General features: G+C 62.8%; 15 protein-coding genes. 11 read left to right on the plus strand and 4 right to left on the minus strand.

The genetic code is table 11. The features are described 5' to 3' along the window. Position 1 precedes the first annotated feature (1 nt). A complete protein-coding gene (locus ACODTZ_RS04510) occupies positions 2-790 on the minus strand; it encodes an SDR family oxidoreductase (protein ID WP_047503451.1) in 789 nt (262 codons plus the stop codon). A gap of 298 nt (positions 791-1,088) precedes the next feature. On the opposite strand from ACODTZ_RS04510, the gene ACODTZ_RS04515 reads away from it, so the two are divergent. The 7 genes from ACODTZ_RS04515 (at position 1,089) to ACODTZ_RS04545 (ending at position 7,964) form a co-directional block, all read left to right on the plus strand. Continuing rightward, on the plus strand, positions 1,089-2,171 hold the full coding sequence (locus tag ACODTZ_RS04515; RefSeq protein ID WP_489024052.1) for an ABC transporter ATP-binding protein: 1,083 nt from the start codon (positions 1,089-1,091) through the stop codon (positions 2,169-2,171). A gap of 46 nt (positions 2,172-2,217) precedes the next feature. After that, positions 2,218-3,522 (plus strand): ABC transporter substrate-binding protein, encoded by a 1,305-nt coding sequence (locus ACODTZ_RS04520; RefSeq protein WP_047503444.1) that lies wholly within the window; start codon positions 2,218-2,220, stop codon positions 3,520-3,522. A 15-nt stretch (positions 3,523-3,537) separates the two neighbouring features. Beyond that, a complete protein-coding gene (locus tag ACODTZ_RS04525) occupies positions 3,538-4,476 on the plus strand; it encodes a carbohydrate ABC transporter permease (RefSeq protein WP_113178220.1) in 939 nt (312 codons plus the stop codon). Position 4,477: 1 nt separating this feature from the next. Beyond that, on the plus strand, positions 4,478-5,323 hold the full coding sequence (locus ACODTZ_RS04530; RefSeq protein WP_113234974.1) for a carbohydrate ABC transporter permease: 846 nt from the start codon (positions 4,478-4,480) through the stop codon (positions 5,321-5,323). A gap of 3 nt (positions 5,324-5,326) precedes the next feature. Beyond that, on the plus strand, positions 5,327-6,148 hold the full coding sequence (locus tag ACODTZ_RS04535; RefSeq protein ID WP_489024054.1) for an alpha/beta fold hydrolase: 822 nt from the start codon (positions 5,327-5,329) through the stop codon (positions 6,146-6,148). Between the two features lie 85 nt (positions 6,149-6,233). Further along, complete coding sequence (locus ACODTZ_RS04540; RefSeq protein WP_348531769.1) at positions 6,234-6,953, plus strand: GntR family transcriptional regulator; 720 nt, start codon at positions 6,234-6,236, stop codon at positions 6,951-6,953. Positions 6,954-7,016: 63 nt separating this feature from the next. Then, positions 7,017-7,964: an NAD(P)-dependent oxidoreductase gene (locus ACODTZ_RS04545; RefSeq protein WP_112982431.1), complete on the plus strand. Its 948-nt coding sequence runs from the start codon at positions 7,017-7,019 to the stop codon at positions 7,962-7,964. Positions 7,965-7,986: 22 nt separating this feature from the next. On the opposite strand, the gene ACODTZ_RS04550 is transcribed toward ACODTZ_RS04545, so the two are convergent. Further along, positions 7,987-8,673, minus strand: coding sequence for a GntR family transcriptional regulator (locus ACODTZ_RS04550; protein WP_489024794.1), 687 nt, complete (start codon positions 8,671-8,673; stop codon positions 7,987-7,989). A gap of 177 nt (positions 8,674-8,850) precedes the next feature. On the opposite strand from ACODTZ_RS04550, the gene ACODTZ_RS04555 reads away from it, so the two are divergent. Genes ACODTZ_RS04555 through ACODTZ_RS04565 form a run of 3 tightly spaced genes read left to right on the plus strand, consistent with a single transcriptional unit; the run spans position 8,851 to position 12,949 of the window. Continuing rightward, positions 8,851-9,621, plus strand: a complete 771-nt coding sequence (locus tag ACODTZ_RS04555; protein ID WP_489024056.1) for a LamB/YcsF family protein — start codon at positions 8,851-8,853, stop codon at positions 9,619-9,621. Beyond that, the gene (locus tag ACODTZ_RS04560; protein ID WP_489024058.1) at positions 9,618-11,240 is read left to right on the plus strand and encodes a 5-oxoprolinase subunit B/C family protein; all 1,623 of its coding nucleotides are present in this window, start codon (positions 9,618-9,620) and stop codon (positions 11,238-11,240) included. Before ACODTZ_RS04555 ends, ACODTZ_RS04560 begins: the two co-directional genes overlap by 4 nt. Continuing rightward, on the plus strand, positions 11,237-12,949 hold the full coding sequence (locus ACODTZ_RS04565; RefSeq protein ID WP_489024060.1) for an acetyl/propionyl/methylcrotonyl-CoA carboxylase subunit alpha: 1,713 nt from the start codon (positions 11,237-11,239) through the stop codon (positions 12,947-12,949). Before ACODTZ_RS04560 ends, ACODTZ_RS04565 begins: the two co-directional genes overlap by 4 nt. Positions 12,950-13,032: 83 nt before the next feature. On the opposite strand, the gene ACODTZ_RS04570 is transcribed toward ACODTZ_RS04565, so the two are convergent. Both ACODTZ_RS04570 and ACODTZ_RS04575 read right to left on the minus strand, forming a co-directional pair. After that, the gene (locus ACODTZ_RS04570) at positions 13,033-14,529 is read right to left on the minus strand and encodes an amino acid ABC transporter permease/ATP-binding protein (protein ID WP_489024062.1); all 1,497 of its coding nucleotides are present in this window, start codon (positions 14,527-14,529) and stop codon (positions 13,033-13,035) included. Positions 14,530-14,624: 95 nt separating this feature from the next. Beyond that, on the minus strand, positions 14,625-15,410 hold the full coding sequence (locus ACODTZ_RS04575) for a transporter substrate-binding domain-containing protein (protein ID WP_489024063.1): 786 nt from the start codon (positions 15,408-15,410) through the stop codon (positions 14,625-14,627). A 399-nt stretch (positions 15,411-15,809) separates the two neighbouring features. On the opposite strand from ACODTZ_RS04575, the gene ACODTZ_RS04580 reads away from it, so the two are divergent. After that, the gene (locus ACODTZ_RS04580) at positions 15,810-16,514 is read left to right on the plus strand and encodes a GntR family transcriptional regulator (protein WP_018898090.1); all 705 of its coding nucleotides are present in this window, start codon (positions 15,810-15,812) and stop codon (positions 16,512-16,514) included. Positions 16,515-16,548: the final 34 nt, after the last annotated feature.

Consider the following 16,548-nt stretch of genomic DNA (forward strand, 5'->3'; position numbering starts at 1 on the left):
GTCAGATCACCGAGCCGCGTGCGGCAATGCCGCCGTCAATCGTAACGACCGTGCCGCTGATATAGGCGGCCTTGGGCGACGCCAGGAAGACGCAGAGATCGGCGACTTCTTCGGCGGTTGCCGGACGCTTGCCCGGATACTTGTCGTACAGTTCTTCCCAACGGCTCTCGTCGCCGAGCATGTCGATCGCCTTGCGCTTCATGATCTTGAACATGCGCGGGGTATCGACCGGGCCGGGGTTGACGCCGACGACACGGATGCCTTCATCCATGCTGCGGCCGCCGAGCGCCTTGGTGAAGCTCATCAGAGCGGCGTTGCCGGTGGAGCCGGCGAAGTAGGCGGCATCCCAGTTCTCGCCGGAGTTGCCGATGACGTTGATGATGACGCCACCCTTGCCCTCACCTTGGCCCTTGCGGCGCTTCCAGAACTCGCGGGCCAACGTGATGTAGCCGAACACCTTGAGGTCGAAGCCGCGGCGGATCGATTCGTCGGTGACGTCTTCGATCGAGCCGGCAGGAATATCGCCAGCGTTGTTCATGAGGATGTCGTAGTCGCCGCAGGCCTTGTCGAGCGCCACCATGGCCTCGGTCGTGCCGAGATCTGCTTCATGCACCGTGACGTTGACCGGGTACTGCGCCAGCTCCGCCTTCAGCTCTTCCATCGCCGCGCCGTTACGGGCGGCAAGGTGAAGGTGACATCCTTCAGCAGCCAGCACCTTCGCGATGGCGTGGCCGATGCCCTGCGAGGCTCCGGTGATCAGCGCCGTCTTTCCAGCAAGATTAAGTTCCACCTGCATCTCCTATATGAATACATATTTCGCCTTCTTGCATACGCCGATTTATGATCATGTCCATAGTGTTTTGGCGACAAAGTTGGAAAATTTTCCCACTTGGTGATAGAATGCGGAACTATTTCGCACGCAATGCAGATTAATGAGGCAAGCGGCCTATTTCATCGGCATATTGACGACTATTTTTAAAAACTCATTTTATGTATACGAATACCTATTGCGCGAATACCTAAAAGGCATAATGTCGCATCCACGCCCTCGGGCATGGATGACCTTTGAAACAGACGGCGGAATTCTCATGGCAGATGTGTCCCTCAAAAATGTAGGGAAGACTTACGAAAACGCTTCCGCGAATACGATCGAGAAGCTGAACCTGGACATTCGCAGCGGCGAATTCGTCGTCCTTGTTGGGCCTTCTGGTTGCGGCAAGTCGACGACGCTACGGATGCTGGCGGGCCTTGAGGAATTGACGGACGGCGAGATCTGGATCGGTGATCGACGCGTTGACGAGCTGGAGCCACGGGATCGCAACATCGCCATGGTCTTCCAGAACTACGCGCTCTATCCGCATATGACGGTGGCGCAGAACATGAGCTTCGGGCTGAAGCTGTCGGGCATGGACAAGGTCGAGATACGCCGCCGCGTCGAGGACGCCGCCAAGGTCCTGGATATCTCCGCGCTGCTCGAGCGTCGCCCCAAGCAGCTCTCGGGCGGCCAGCGCCAGCGCGTCGCCATGGGCCGAGCGATGGTGCGCGATCCCGCCGTCTTTCTGTTCGACGAGCCGCTTTCCAACCTCGATGCGAAGCTGCGTGGGCAGATGCGCGCGGAAATTCGCCGGCTGCATAAGCGACTGAAGGCAACCACCGTTTACGTCACCCACGACCAGGTCGAGGCGATGACGCTCGCCGACCGCGTGGTTGTGCTGAACAAGGGCCTGATCGAACAGCAGGGAACGCCGCAGGAGCTCTACGAGCGTCCGGCCACGCGTTTCGTCGCGGGTTTCATCGGCAGCCCGACCATGAATTTCCTGCCGGCCGAGGTCGTTATGGACGGAGAAACGCCGACGCTGACGTTCGCGGGCGCGACGCTGGCCGCTCCCGCCGACAAGCTCGAAACCTTGAAGGCCTTCGCCGGCAGCCATGTCGAGATTGGCCTGCGCCCCGAACATTTCCTGGCGGACGGTGCAGCCGAAATCTCGGTCCCGGTCGACATGGCCGAGCTGCTCGGCCCGACGACGCTTGTTCATTTCACGCTGGAAGGCGTCTCCTGTTCCGCCATGCTGCCGCCGGAACTTGCCGCGGCCGAAGGGCAGACGCAGGCGCTTCGTATTGCCCGTGATCGCATGTCCCTCTTCGACCCGAATACCGGCCGCGCCATCTGACGCGACCACTGCCTGTACGACTGCATAAAAACAAGGAGAACAGCTGATGAATGCACGCATACTCTTTCTCGCCGGCCTGCTTGGCGCCACCGCGCTCGGCGGCACCGGCGCATTTGCCCAGGACAGCGCTGCCTGTACCGGCGAAACCGTGACGCTGCGCATTCTGCGCACGCCGGGAAACTACCCTTATCCAGCGCCGATGGAGGCCTGGCAGAAGGAGAACCCTTGCGTCAAGTTCGAGATCAACGAAGTTCCCTTCGCCCAGCTTGCCGACACGATCTCCGTTCAGGCCGCAAGCTCCAACCCTCCTGACGTCCTCGTCTACGACGGTCCGAACACCCAGTCCTACGCCGCCTCCGGCATCCTGCTGCCCATCACCAAATACCTGCCGAAGGGCTGGGACGAAGACATTCTTCCCGCGACCAAGGCCGAGCACAGCTATGAAGGCGAGGTCTATTCGCCCGGCATCGAGCAGACCACGGTCGCCATGTACTACAACAAGAAGCTCGTCGAAGCAGCCGGCATCAAGCCGCCGCAGACGCTCGACAAGGCCTGGACATGGCCCGAAGCACTGGCTGCTTTCAAGGCCTGCCAGCAGGGCCCGGCCGGCGCACCGAGCGTCTGGGGTCTCGGCCCGACCCGCTTCGGTAACGGCCAGCCCGGCCTCGTCTACCAGGACCTGATCTATCAGCGTTCCGCCGGTGACCCGAAGGCCGATCCGGAAAGCTCCGCGTACAAGACCTTCTGGGCGCTCTCCAAGGACGGCAAGTCGGTCGAGGGATACCTGAACACGCCGGAAGCGATTGAAGCGCTGAAGTTCTATCAGTCGCTGTTCAATTCCGAGGGTGTCGCACCCAAGGTCGGCATCCCGAACGCCTTCTTTGACGGCAAGGCCTGCTTCTATATCGATACGCCCGCCGCCGGCAGCGCGCTGATCAAGGATCCGAAGATCGAGTGGGGCATCACCCCGATCCCGTACTTCAAGACCCCGATCGTCCACACCGGCTCGACCACGATCGGCGCCACGGCGCGTTCCAAGCATCCCGAGATCGCGGCGAAGTTCGTGGTCGACATGTCCACGGGTGAATATGCCTACATGAACGTCAGCCAGCGCGGCAATCTTCCGACGCTGAAGAGCCTGTTCCCCCGCTTCGAAACCTACAACTCGTATCCGATGAAGGTCTTCGTCGATCAGCTGCAGGAATGGGGCCAGCCGCGTCCTCCGGGTCCGAAGTTCGCACAGTACGACAAGCTCGTCACCGATGCTCTGCGTGCCGTGGCCTTCGGCGGCGATCCGGCCGACCTAATGGCGGACGCCGAGAAGAAAGTACAGCGAGTTCTCGATCGCTAAGCATTGGACGCAAGAATGTCGGTCTCAAATACCCTATCCACGGCTTCGGCCAAACCAAAGACGCGAAAGCCCGCCACGAAGCGGCAGAAGCGCGATTGGCTGTTTGCGGCCGGCTTCCTTGCGCCGTTCATGATCCTGTTGCTGGTCTTCCAGTACGTGCCCTTGCTCGTCATGGCCCGCAACAGCGTCTATGACTACTCCCTGCTCAACCCGGCCGCCGCCAAGTTCGTCGGGTTGCGCAATTTCACGGACATGATCGATTATGACGATGCCGCCGTCTCCTTCGGCGTCACCTTCCTCTTCGCGCTCGGCGTCGTCGTCTTCGTCATCCCGGTCGCCTTCTCGCTGGCGCTCTTCCTCAATTCGAAGCTGCCGGCGCGCGGCCTTGTCCGCACCATGATCATGCTGCCGGTCGTGACCTCGTCGGTGGTTGTCGCCACCATGTGGTCCTTCCTGCTCGACCCCTCGAACGGGCTGATCAACGGCGTTCTGAACATTATCGGCATCGGCAACCAGCCCTTTCTCACTTCGACAAGCCAGGCGCTTCCGGCGCTGATCGCCATGACGCTCTGGCAGCAGGTCGGCTTCGGCGCCATCCTCTTCCTCGCCGGTCTGCAAGGCCTGCCGGTGGAACTGACGGAGGCCGCCCGTATCGACGGCGCCACCCGCCGCCAGGTTCTCTGGAACGTGACGATCCCACTCCTCTCCCGCACCACGCTCTTCGTCGTGGTGATCATGACAGTGTTTTCGCTGCAGGCCTTCGCGCCCGCCTTCTTGATGACACAGGGCGGACCGCAGGACAGCACCAACCTGATCGTTTACCACATCTACAACAGCGCCTTCATCATGCAGCAGGCCGGCTATGCCTCGGCACTCTCAGTGGCGCTGCTGCTCGTGGTGCTTGCCATTTCCATGGCGCAGATGGCCCTGCTGCGCTCTCGCTGGAATTACTGACATGAAGAAGCAACATCTCCGGCGCGGCGCCATGGTCGCCCTCGTCATCGTCGTCATCCTGTGCTGCTTCCTGGCGCCCTATGCCTGGATCGTCTCGTCGTCCTTCAAGAACCAGCTGACGCTGTTCAACGACGTCACGCCGCTCTCCTGGCGCGCCTTCCTGCCGGTCGAGGGAACGTTCGAGAACTATCGCACGCTGTTCGAGCGCACCAATGTGCTGACCGCGCTGATGAATACCGCCATCGTGGCGGGTGGCCAGGTGGCGCTGACGCTGCTGCTCTGCTCGATGGCCGCCTACTCGCTGACGCGCATCCGCTTCCCGGGCGCCAAGATCGTCTTCGTGCTGATCCTCCTCACCTTCCTGCTGCCGATCGAGGCGATGATGGTGCCGCTCTATCAGGTGGTTTCCGGCCTCGGTCTTTCCAACTCGCTGCTCGGCGTCATGATCCCCTGGATCGCCAGCCCCTTCGGCCTGTTCCTGCTGAAGCAGGCGTTCGAGGAACTGCCGGTCGAACTCGAGGATGCCGCGCGGATCGATGGCGCCGGCCATGTGCGCATCTTCTTCTCGATTGTGCTGCCGAACGTGAAGGTGCCGATGCTGACGCTCGGGCTCATCACCTTCCTGTTTTCTTGGAACAGCTTCCTTTGGCCGCTCGTCATCATCCAGGATCCGGCAATCCAGGTCATCCAGGTGGCGATTGCCCAGCAGGGCTCGCCGACGCAGCTACCGAACTGGGGCGAAACCTTTGCCGGCGCGACCGTTGCGACGGTTCCGCTCATCCTGCTCTTCCTGCTGCTGCAGAAGTATTTCACGCAAGGCATGACCACCAGCGGGATCAAGGGCTAGGCCATGAACGCACCGGCCCACAACCTCGCCTCGCTTTTGAAACTGGACGCCCCGATGGGTGGTCGGATCGGCTATCGCGTCTTCGGAACTGAAGGCGACTGGCTGGTGCTGATCCACGGCTGGTGCGGCAATGCCGAGCATTGGAACGCGATCGCGCCCGAACTGGCGCGCGGCCACCGGGTGCTGGCGGTCTCGCATCCGGGCTTCGGCGGAATGCTCCCGCCGCCGCCTGCCGGCCAGACGATCCGGGCAATGGGCGCCGCTGTCGCGCATCTGTTGGCTTATCTCGGCATCGAAGGCGCGACGCTGATCGGTCACTCGATGGGCGGCCCGATCATGACCGAGGTGGCGATCATCGCGCCGGACCGTGTGAGGGCTTTGATCGGGCTCGATACGCTGACCGACCGCGATTATTACGGCCGCGTTCCCGACGACGAGCTCGTCCGACGCCACGAGGAGTTCGCCGCCGACTACGCGGGCCGCATGCGCGCCATGATCGATATCATCGTGCATCCCTCCACACACGAGGCGATGCGCCAGGCAATCACCGACGACATGATCGCCTCGGCTCCCGCGAGTTTTGCGCTCGATGTGAAGGACGACCTCTTCGCCTGGGACGCCGAGGAACGTTGGCCGCTTATCTCCTGCCCGGCGATCATGCTCAACTCGACATGGGTCGCGAGACTGGCGGATCCGAAGCCAATGCCCTGCTTCAGCAACACTGATGTCGTCGAATACGATTCCGGACATTTCCCGATGATCGAAGCTCCCGTGATGATTGTGGAAAAGCTTCGAAGCTGCCTTGCTACACTCGTATACCCATAATCCCCCCATTGAATGCACCGCAAAAAGAAAAGTATAAATGCCGCCAGCAAAATACAAATTGGCCATTCGCAGTTCGGCGAGAGGAGTGACCGCATTGGATCAGGATGACACGCGTCTGCCCGAAGCGGCAAACGGGATGCGCGCTCCGACCCGCGCCGGCGAGCTGCGTGAACAGCTTGAGCAGATGATCCTCGACGGCAGGCTCGTCCCCGGCGAGCGACTGGACGAAATGGAGCTCGCGCGTCGCTTCGGCCTTTCCCGCACGCCGGTGCGCGAGGCCATCAAGGCGCTGTTGGCGATCGGGCTTGTCGAGACACGGGGCCGCCAAGGCACGCACGTAGCACTGCTCTCCATTCCGGCGCTGATCGAGATGTTCGACGTGATGTCGGCTCTCGAAGGTCTCTGTGCCCGGCTCGCCGCCCGCCGCGCGACGCCGGCCGAACGCGCCGGCATGCGGAAGGTGCACGAGGAACTGGTCGAAGCCTACAATTCCGGTGACCCTGTCGCCTTCTACAAGGTGAACCAGAAGTTCCACGACCAGCTTTATGAAGCCGCCCACACGCATTTCATCGCCGATCAGGCGATCCAGCTTCGCCGCCGCATCGGCGCCTACCGCATGCGCGCCACCTACCAGCCCGGCCGCATGCTGAGCACGCTGACCGAGCACGTCCGCATCATGGACGCGATCGATGCCGGCGATCCGGAAGCGGCGCGCAAGGCAGCCAGCGATCACGTCCAGCTGCTCGGCGATCAGCTGACCGATTTCATCTCGTCGCTGCCGGCGCATATGAGCCGCGCTCAGTAACAAGACCGAGCGTCACGCTCGCAAGGAGACTGCGCGGCAATCGTCGCGCGGAGGAGGAAACACATGTCCGCCCCACAACGCCCCGTCATCCTGAACCAGCTTGGTCCTGAGCTCGGCAAGGCTCTCGAAGAACATCCCTCCCGACCGGTCGTGATCCAGGATTCTCTACCTTCGGAGCCATGGAGAATAGCGGCAGAGGCGGATATCCTCGTCACTGGCGGTTTCGCGAATTGGAAACTGGCGCCACGCGACTGGCGATTTCCGGAGCGGCTGAAATGGGTGCAATCGCAGACGACAGGCATCGAGATCTATCCGCCGACCTTGCTGCGGGACCGGGTCATGACCTGCGGCCGCGGACTGAATGCGCTGCCGATCGCCGAGTTCGTTTTCGCGGCGATACTGCGCGCCGAGAAGCGGCTGGAGGAGACACGTGCCCGCCGCGAAGCGGACTGGCGCCGGCACGACATCGGCCGCGTCTACGGTAAGACCCTCGGCGTCATCGGTTACGGCAGCCTCGGTCAGGCGATCGCCCGCCGGGCGCTTGCCTTCGATATGAACGTCATGGTCAACCGGCGCACGGCCTGGGAGGGCGACGGCGGCATCGTCGCGGCCGGTATCGATGAGATATTCGCTGCCGCCGACCATCTCGTCATCGCCGCGCCGCTTACCGCAGAGACGGAAGGATTGATCGATCGTAAATTGCTTGGTGCAGCCAAGCCGGGTTTGCATCTCATCAACATCTCACGCGGCGGCCTTGTCGATCAGCAAGCCCTGGTGGCGGCACTCGTTGCGGGAGATATCGGCAGCGCGACGCTAGATGTGACAACGCCGGAGCCGCTGCCCGACGGCCACCCGCTCTACACCCTGCCCAACGTCTTCATCAGCCCGCACATTTCCTGGGCCGGCGGCGATCAGGATCAGGCGTTTCAGCAGCGATTGATGAAGAACCTCGACGCCTATCTCAAAGGCGAAGAGCTTGAGGCGCTGGTCGATCCCGTGCGCGGTTACTGACAGGGATCAAACGGCTCAATCATCACGCCCGCCCGAAAGCCTTCGGCTTGACTGTTTGGAGTGCCGCAAGAACGGATCTTTCCGAGCGCACAAGATAGGCGTCTAGCTGATCCGATGCCGTCTCGATGTCGCCAGCCTCAAGCGACGCAAGGAGTTCGCAATTCAGAGCGATGTAGGGAGCATGCAGATGGGCGGTATCCTCGAACTGAGCGAACACCAAGCGGAGCTCCGCCAGAACAAGCTCAAAGCAGGCGCTTAGCCGAGGGCTATCGCATAGCTCGACCATCGAGCGATGAAACTCCATGTTGATCGTGCCCACGCTTCGCCAGTCGCCAGCCTCTCGCGACGCCTCGGTGCGCGCCAGGAGCTCTCGCATACTCGCCAATGCAGGGTGTGTGCGGACGGCAGCACGAACGGCGCCTTTCTGGATGACATGCCTCACCCTGTAGATATCCACCACCGAAGCCTCGCCCGGCGTGGCGACGAAGACCCCGCGGTTGGGTATGTGCACGAGCAGGTTCTGGCTCGTCAGCAGGCGGAATATTTCGCGAAGCGTGTTGCGCGAGATCCCGAACTGGGTGGCGATCTGCTGTTCGGAAAGCTTGGCGCCCGGCGAAAGCTCGCCCGAGATCAGCATTTCGCGGATCTTTCCGGCAATCTGCGCCGTCAACGGCTCGTCGTCCATTTCAGTAATCGCCGTGCGCATCATCAACGCCCTTTCCCCCTTTGTTCAGGGCACCATATCGAATTCCAGCGCATGCCAACCGGCCTTATCGCCGGCTACCAGCAGCACATCCAAAAATGCGCTCCGGCATATTGTTCAACAATCCATATTGCTTTATTGAACAATAATCCGTGACGTCAGTATTTTCAATGGAGATGGAACATGGCGGCAATCGATCTGAACAGCGATCTCGGCGAAAGCTTCGGCCCGTGGCCGATGGGGGATGACGCCGCCATGCTGGCGACGGTGACGAGCGCCAACATCGCCTGCGGCTTCCATGCCGGCGATCCCTCGGGAATCCTGACGGTGCTAAAAGAAGCGACGCGGCGCGGTGTCGCCGTCGGCGCCCATATCGGCTATCGCGATCTGGTCGGCTTCGGCCGCCGCAACATGGACCCGTCGAGCGCCGAACTCGTCGGCGACACGATCTACCAGATTGGCGCCTTGCAAGGCTTGGCGAAAGCGGCGGGAACGAAGGTGCGCTACGTGAAGCCGCACGGCGCGCTCTACAACACCATCGCCCACGACGCTCGCCAGGCCGCCGATGTCATCGAAGGCATCAAGGCCGTCGACCCAGACCTCGTGCTGATGGCATTGGCCGGCGCGCCGATCGTCGCGCAGGCGCGTGAGGCCGGGCTGACCGTCGTCTGCGAGGCCTTCGCCGACCGCGCATATAACGTCGACGGCAGCCTCGTCAGCCGCCGGTTGGACGGTTCGGTGATCCATGATCCGCAAGCCGTCGCCGAGCGCATGTTGCGCATGGTCAACGAAAGCCGCGTTGTGGCGATCGACGGAACCGAAATCGCGCTCGACGCACAGTCGATCTGCATTCACGGCGACACGCCGGCGGCCGTCGCGATCGCCCGCACACTCCGGCAGACGCTGGAAGCACGCGGCGTCGAGCTCAAGTCCTTCGTCGATATGTCGTCATGAGCGAGCGCCTGCGTTTCCTGCCCTCTGGCAGCGACAGTTTCCTCGTCGAGCTCGACGATCTCGCCGCAACCCTGACCCTGCTCGACGCGCTTCTGGCGGCGGGGCTCGCTGGTGTACGTGAGGTCATCCCGGGCGCGCGAACTGTCATGGTGCGCTTCGATCCGTGGCTGACGAGTGCGACAGGGCTCTACGACAAGATCGCCGCTCTCGACCTTTCCACACGCTCGTCTCGTGGCGGCGAGCTCTTCGAGATCCCAGTCTCCTATGATGGCGAGGACCTGGGCGATGTGGCCGAGATGCTCGGCTGCTCGATCGAAGAAGTCATCCAGCGCCACACCGAGGCGACCTACACCGTCGCCTTCACCGGCTTTGCGCCGGGCTTCGCCTATATGACCTCAGACGATCCACGTTTCGACGTGCCGCGCCGCAAGAGCCCACGGGTAAAGATTCCCGCCGGCTCGGTCGCCATCGCCGGCAAGTTCGGCGGTATCTACCCATCAGACAGCCCCGGCGGCTGGCAGCTGCTGGGCAAGACGCCGCTCGCGATGTGGGACACGACACGGGAACGGGCCGCGCTGCTCGCGCCCGGCGACCGCGTTCGCTTCCTTGATATTGCCAAGAGCGCTGTCGTCCCGGTCCCCTCACCCAAGCCGCCAGTCGATGAGGCGCCGGTACAGAAGGCCGGATTGCTGGTCACCCGCACGGACCGTCCCGCGCTGTTCCAGGATCTCGGCCGACCGGGTCTTGCCAGCCAGGGCGTCTCGGAATCCGGCGCGCTCGACCGTACGGCGATGATTGCGGTCAATCGCTGCCTCGGCAACCCGCGCAATGCCGCCGTGATCGAAGTGCTCTTCGGAGGCTTCGCCGTCAAGGCCGATCGGCCGGTGACCGTCGCGGTCACCGGCGCCCCCTGCCCGCTGACGATCTGTACGGCGACAGGCAGCGAGAGCACCGCCAATTTCGCAAGCCCGATCGCCCTTGATGCCGGCGACGAGCTCGTGCTGGGCATCCCGTCCGAGGGCATGATGAGCTACCTCGCCCTGCGCGGCGGGTTCGAGGTCCCGCCGGTTCTCGGCTCGGCGGCGACCGATACGCTGGCCAAGGTCGGCCCGGCGCCGATCGCAGCCGGCGACATCCTTGTTCCGGCTGAGCGGCGATCACTTGCGGTGACCCCGACCCCAACCGAGCAGCGGCGCCTGCCGCGCGCCGGCGAAGTCGTGACGCTCAATATCGTGCTTGGCCCGCGCACGGACTGGTTCACCGAGCAGGGCGTTGCCACGCTTATATCGCAGGAGTGGGACGTGACGCCTCAATCCAGCCGCGTCGGCATGCGCCTCGACGGCAGGGTAGCGATCGAGCGTTCCAACAATGCGGAACTGCCATCGGAAGGCACCGCACTCGGTGCAATCCAGGTGCCGCATAGCGGCCAGCCCGTACTCTTCCTTGCCGATCATCCGCTGACAGGCGGCTATCCGGTCATCGGCGTCGTCGCCAGCCACCATCTCGACCTCGCCGGCCAGATCCCGATCGGCGCTCGCATCCGTTTCAATCCGACCTCCGCCTTCGAACCGCGCGAGGTCATCGCCGGCAACGAGCCGCACAGGACACTGATTTCATGAAGAAGCTGCTCATTGCCAATCGCGGCGAAATCGCCATCCGCATCATCCGCGCCGCCCGCGACTATGGCGTCGCCTCGGTTGCGATTTATTCGGATGCCGACGCCAGCTCGCTGCATGCCGAACTGGCCGACGAAGCCTATGGCCTCGGCGCCGGTCGCCCCGCAGATACCTATTTGAACATCGAGAAGATCCTCGAGATCGCCAAGCGCGCCGGCGCCGACGCCGTCCACCCCGGCTATGGCTTTCTCTCCGAACGCGCGGAGTTCGCGCAAGCCGTCATCGATGCCGGCCTGATCTGGGTCGGTCCTGCGCCTGATGTCATCACGGCACTTGGCGACAAGGTCGAGGCGCGGCGCATAGCCGAAAGCGTCGGCGCACCGCTGGTGAAGGGGTCCGCCGGCCCGCTGGCTTCGGCAGCCGAAGCCGTTGCATTTGCCCGCGAGGCCGGATTGCCGCTGGCGATCAAGGCCGCGTTCGGCGGCGGCGGGCGCGGCATGAAGGTGGCGCACCATATCGACGAAGTCGGTGAGCTCTTCGATTCCGCCGTTCGGGAAGCCGTCGAAGCCTTCGGCCGTGGCGACTGCTACGCCGAGCAGTTCCTCGAAAAGCCGCGCCACATCGAAGCGCAGGTGATCGCCGACAGCCATGGCAACACCGTCGTGCTCGGCACCCGCGACTGCTCGCTGCAGCGCCGCAACCAGAAACTCGTCGAAGAGGCGCCGGCTCCCTTCATCACCGAGGAGCAGCGCCAGCGCATCCATGATGCCGCCCGCGCGATCTGCGCCAAGGCCGGCTATGCCGGCGCCGGCACGGTCGAGTTCCTGCTCTCGCAGAACGGCACGATCTCCTTCCTCGAGGTCAACACGCGCCTGCAGGTGGAGCATCCCGTGACCGAGGAGACCACCGGGATCGATATCGTCATCGAGCAGCTGCGGATTGCCGATGGGGAGCCGCTGTCGGTGACGGAAACGCCCGAGCCGTGCGGCCACGCCTTCGAGTTCCGCATCAATGCCGAAGATCCCGGCCGTGGCTTCCTGCCGACGCCGGGCCTCATTACCCGTTTCCGCGCAGCGTCCGGTCCCGGCATTCGCCTCGACACCGGCGTGGAGAGCGGGTCGGAAATCCCCGGCCTCTACGATTCCATGATGGCGAAGCTGATCGTGACAGGTGCAACCCGCGAGGAAGCGCTGGTCCGTGCCCGCCGCGCACTCGCTGAATTCCGGATCGAAGGCGTGGCGTCCGTGCTTCCGTTCCACCGCGCCGTTCTCGAGGAGAAGGACTTTACCGGCGAGGACGGCTTCAAGGTCTTTACCAACTGGATCGAGACCGAATTCCGCGGCGTCGCCTCTTCGCCGAGGATCGAGCCCGCCGACGGCAGCCTCATCCGCAGCTTCATCGAGATCGACGGCAAGCGCCACGAGATCGGCCTGCCGGCGGCGCTGTTTTCCGGCCTCGCGGTCGCCCCGCAGACTTCCGCTCCACAAGCGTCTCAGCAGCGCGAGGGCGCCGTTGTCGCGCCCATCCCGGGCACGTTCCGGCAGTGGCTGGTTGAGGACAATGCGACGGTTGCCGAAGGCGAGATCGTTGCGGTCATCGAAGCCATGAAGATGGAGACACGCGTTGCTGCGCCCAAGGCCGGCACGATCAAGCATAGCGTCAAGGTAGGCGACAGCGTCGGCCTCGGCGCAGAGCTGGCGATCATCGCGTAAGAGGAAGCGCAGAGCTCAAACAATAAAGCCGGCGGGTCTTGCGATCCGCCGGCTTTCTTTTGTTCAGACGATAATAGAGCAGATCAGCTCTGCCGCATGAACTGCTGGATGCGGCTGTCGACCGGAGAGTTCTGCAGCTCGTCAGCGGTCATGTTGACCACGACGTGCCCGTTTTCCATCATCACGACGCGGTCGCTGACGCGGCTGACGAAGCGCATTTCGTGGGTGACGATGACCATAGTCATGCCTTCGCGGGCAAGGCCCTCGATCACCTGCAGCACTTCGCCCACCAGTTCCGGATCGAGCGCCGAGGTTGGCTCGTCGAACAGCATGATTTCAGGATCCATGGCGAGCGCGCGGGCAATTGCCACACGCTGCTTCTGGCCGCCCGAGAGCTGGTGCGGGTACTTATTGGCATGCGCCGCCAGACCGACACGGGCCAGGTGGTTCATCGCCGCCGCGCGCACCGCCTGCTTGTCGCGATTGCCGTGATAGCGCGGACCGAAGGTCACGTTCTCCAGCGCCGTCATGTGCGGGAAGAGGTTGAACGACTGGAACACCATGCCGAGACAGGTGACGCGATGATGAAAGTCGGGAACCATGCGGTACCCCTTCGCGTCGGCCGTGATCCACTCGTTTCCATCGAGCGTGATGCGACCGTCGTCGATGTCCTGCAGCGCGTTGATCGTGCGAATGAGCGTCGTCTTGCCCGAGCCCGAGGGACCGATGATGCTCAGCACCTCGCCCTTGCGCACCTGAAGCGATACGTCGGCCAGAGCGCGCTTGTCGCCGAAGCTCTTGCTGATGCCATCGATGCCGACCACGACCTCTTCACCGACGCGGCGTTCGTTGCTGGCAACGTTTGCCTGGGCGATGGCTGCTGGCACGGCGATCTCGGCGCCGGTCATCCTGGATATATCAAGGCGACCCTCGAGGCGCGCCAGGAAGAAGCTGAAGATCGATACGACGAGCACGTAATAGAACGAGACCGCGACCAGCGTTTCGATGACCATGAAGTTGCGGGGGTAAAGCCGCTGGCCGACGAGCAGGATTTCCGCGAGCGAGATGACCGAGACCAACGAGGTCAGCTTGACGATGGTGATGAACTCGTTGCCGAGCGAGGGCAGCGCCACGCGGATTGCCTGCGGCAGGATGATGTGCCTGTACTTGCCGACGGGGCGGACGCCGAGCGCGTGCGCTGCCTCATGCTGCCCCTGATCGACGGCGATGAGGCCGGCGCGGTGGATTTCCGCGAGATATGCGGTTTCGGATATGACCAGCGCGATTAGCCCGGCCCAGAAAGGCACGGATAGCACCGGCCCGAGCGCCGGCATGAACTGCGGCATATTGTAGACGAAGATCAGCAGCACCAGCAGCGGCAGGCTGCGGAAAAGCCAGATGTAGGTCTTCGCGAACCAGCGCACCGCGCGCAGGCTCGATTGCCGGGCGAGCGCCAGGAGGAAGCCGAGCACGGTTCCGATGACCCAGGTCAGCACGCCGAGCCAGGCGACGAGCGCCGTCGCACGCCAGAAGTCCGGATAAAGCACGAGGCTGAAAAGGTAGTTCCAGTCGAAATTCATGGGCGGATATCCCCAAAAGAGCAGCGGCGCCGAAGCGCCGCGCATTCCTGTGTTGATCAGTCAGCGAGCGCCTCGCCGGCACCCGCCTGCAACGCTTACTGCCCGACAGCCGCCTTGAACTCGGCGTCCGTCGACTTGGCCACGCTATACTTGGCGAACAGCGCCTCGTAATCGGCATCGCCATCGAGCTTCGCCAGCGTATCGCGCAGGAAGGACGCGACCTCGGTGTTGCCCTTCTTAACGCCGAAGCCGACGATGACGGGATAGAGCTGTTCGGTGGAGGTGATCTTCAGGCGGCCGTTCAGCTTCTTGGCGGCATCGGCAAGCACCGCCGAGTTTTCCAGCTGGGCATCCACGCCGCCGGACATGACAGCCTGTGTTGCTTCAGGCGAGGTTGGGAATTCACGGGAATCGATCGGGTTGGCAGAGCAAACCGACGTGTTCAGCTTCTCGAGTTCGGGGATCCAGGCGGCGCCCTTGATCGAGCCGACGCGCTTGCCGCAGAGCTCTTCCGGCTTGGTGAAATTCTGGCCGCCGGCGGCCGAAACCGCGATCGAGACGCCCGTCTTCATGTAGGGGATATAGTCGATCTGCTTGGCGCGCGCCGCCGTCACGTAGAGCGTGGAGGCGATGACGTTGAACTGGTCGCTGGAGACGCCGAGGATCAGGTTTTCGAAACGTGTGTCATGAAAGGAAACATCGCTGCCGGTCTTCTTGCCGATCAGCTTCATCAGCTCGACGTCGAAGCCGGCGGGCTGGTTGGCGTCGTCGAAGTAGTTGTAGGGCGGGTAGGTGAGATCGACACCGATCTTCAGCGTTTCCGCATGGGCCGCCGTCAGGGGCGCCGCCAACATGATGATACCAGCAAGGAGTTTTTTCATGGACTGTTCCTCTCGATTGATGGCTCATTTTTGTTGAACAATTATGAGATTGCAATCCCCCTTGATGCATAAAGTTTCATCAAGGGGCGGATTTCGAGCAGATCGACTATCCGCATCCCGGCGAAGTCGCTTGACGGGCGCCGGACAAGCGACTGAAATAACGAGATAAAACGAGACGTCGCAATAACAGCATGCGGATGCGCCGAAAAACACGCCGTAACAGCATGTCCAATACCGAAGCAGGAAGCGCATGACTCTGGCAATCATGGAAACCGAGACCTCCAGCGCATGGCGTCTTGGAACGTCCCTCGCCTTATCGCCGGCATCCTGACATGCGGACTTCACCTCTCTTGACATGCGTAAGTTGTTCAACAAAAATAAATCACCAAGGAGACCATATTGACCAACCAGAATCCCCCCGACCGACCTCTTGTCCTGACGCAGACCGCCGCCGGCCTGCTGCGTGACAAGATTTTGCGTGGCGAGCTTGCGCCCGGCGCGCCGCTGCGTGAGGTCGTGTGGGCGGAAGCGCTGAACGTTTCGCGCAACACGTTGCGCGAAGCGCTGCGGGATCTGGTTGCCGAGGGCTTGATCGAGCACCGCGCGCATTACGGTGCCACCGTGCGGGCGCTGAATTCCACCGAGATCAGCGAGATCTACGCGATCCGCATGACGCTCGAATTGCGCGGCGTCACCTGCAGCGCCTATGCCTCGCAGGAAGCGATGTCGGAACTCGTTGCCCGCGTCGAAGCGGTACAGCGCGCCGCGCTTGCCAAGGACTGGCAGCAGTGCGGCACCGCATCGTTGGAATTCCACCAGCAGATCGTCGATTTCATCGGCAGCCCGAGATTGAACGACGTGTTCGCGACCGTCGCCGCCCAGGCCCGCCTCGCCTTCTCGATGGCGCCCGATGCCCGCCGGTTTCAGGAGCCGTGGGTGGCGCGCGACGTCGAAATCTGCGGCCTGCTTTGCGACGGCGACCGCACGGCAGCCACCCGAGCACTTGAACTCTATCTGCAGGAATCCGAACGCGTGGTGCTCGAAGCTGCCCGCGCGCAGAGCCTGCCCCGCCCCAAGAAGACATTGGCGACGCCTGCCGATTGACGGCAGCCCGCCCGGCATATCAGGAGAAAATGAG

This window comes from Rhizobium sp. FG113, from assembly GCF_057809895.1.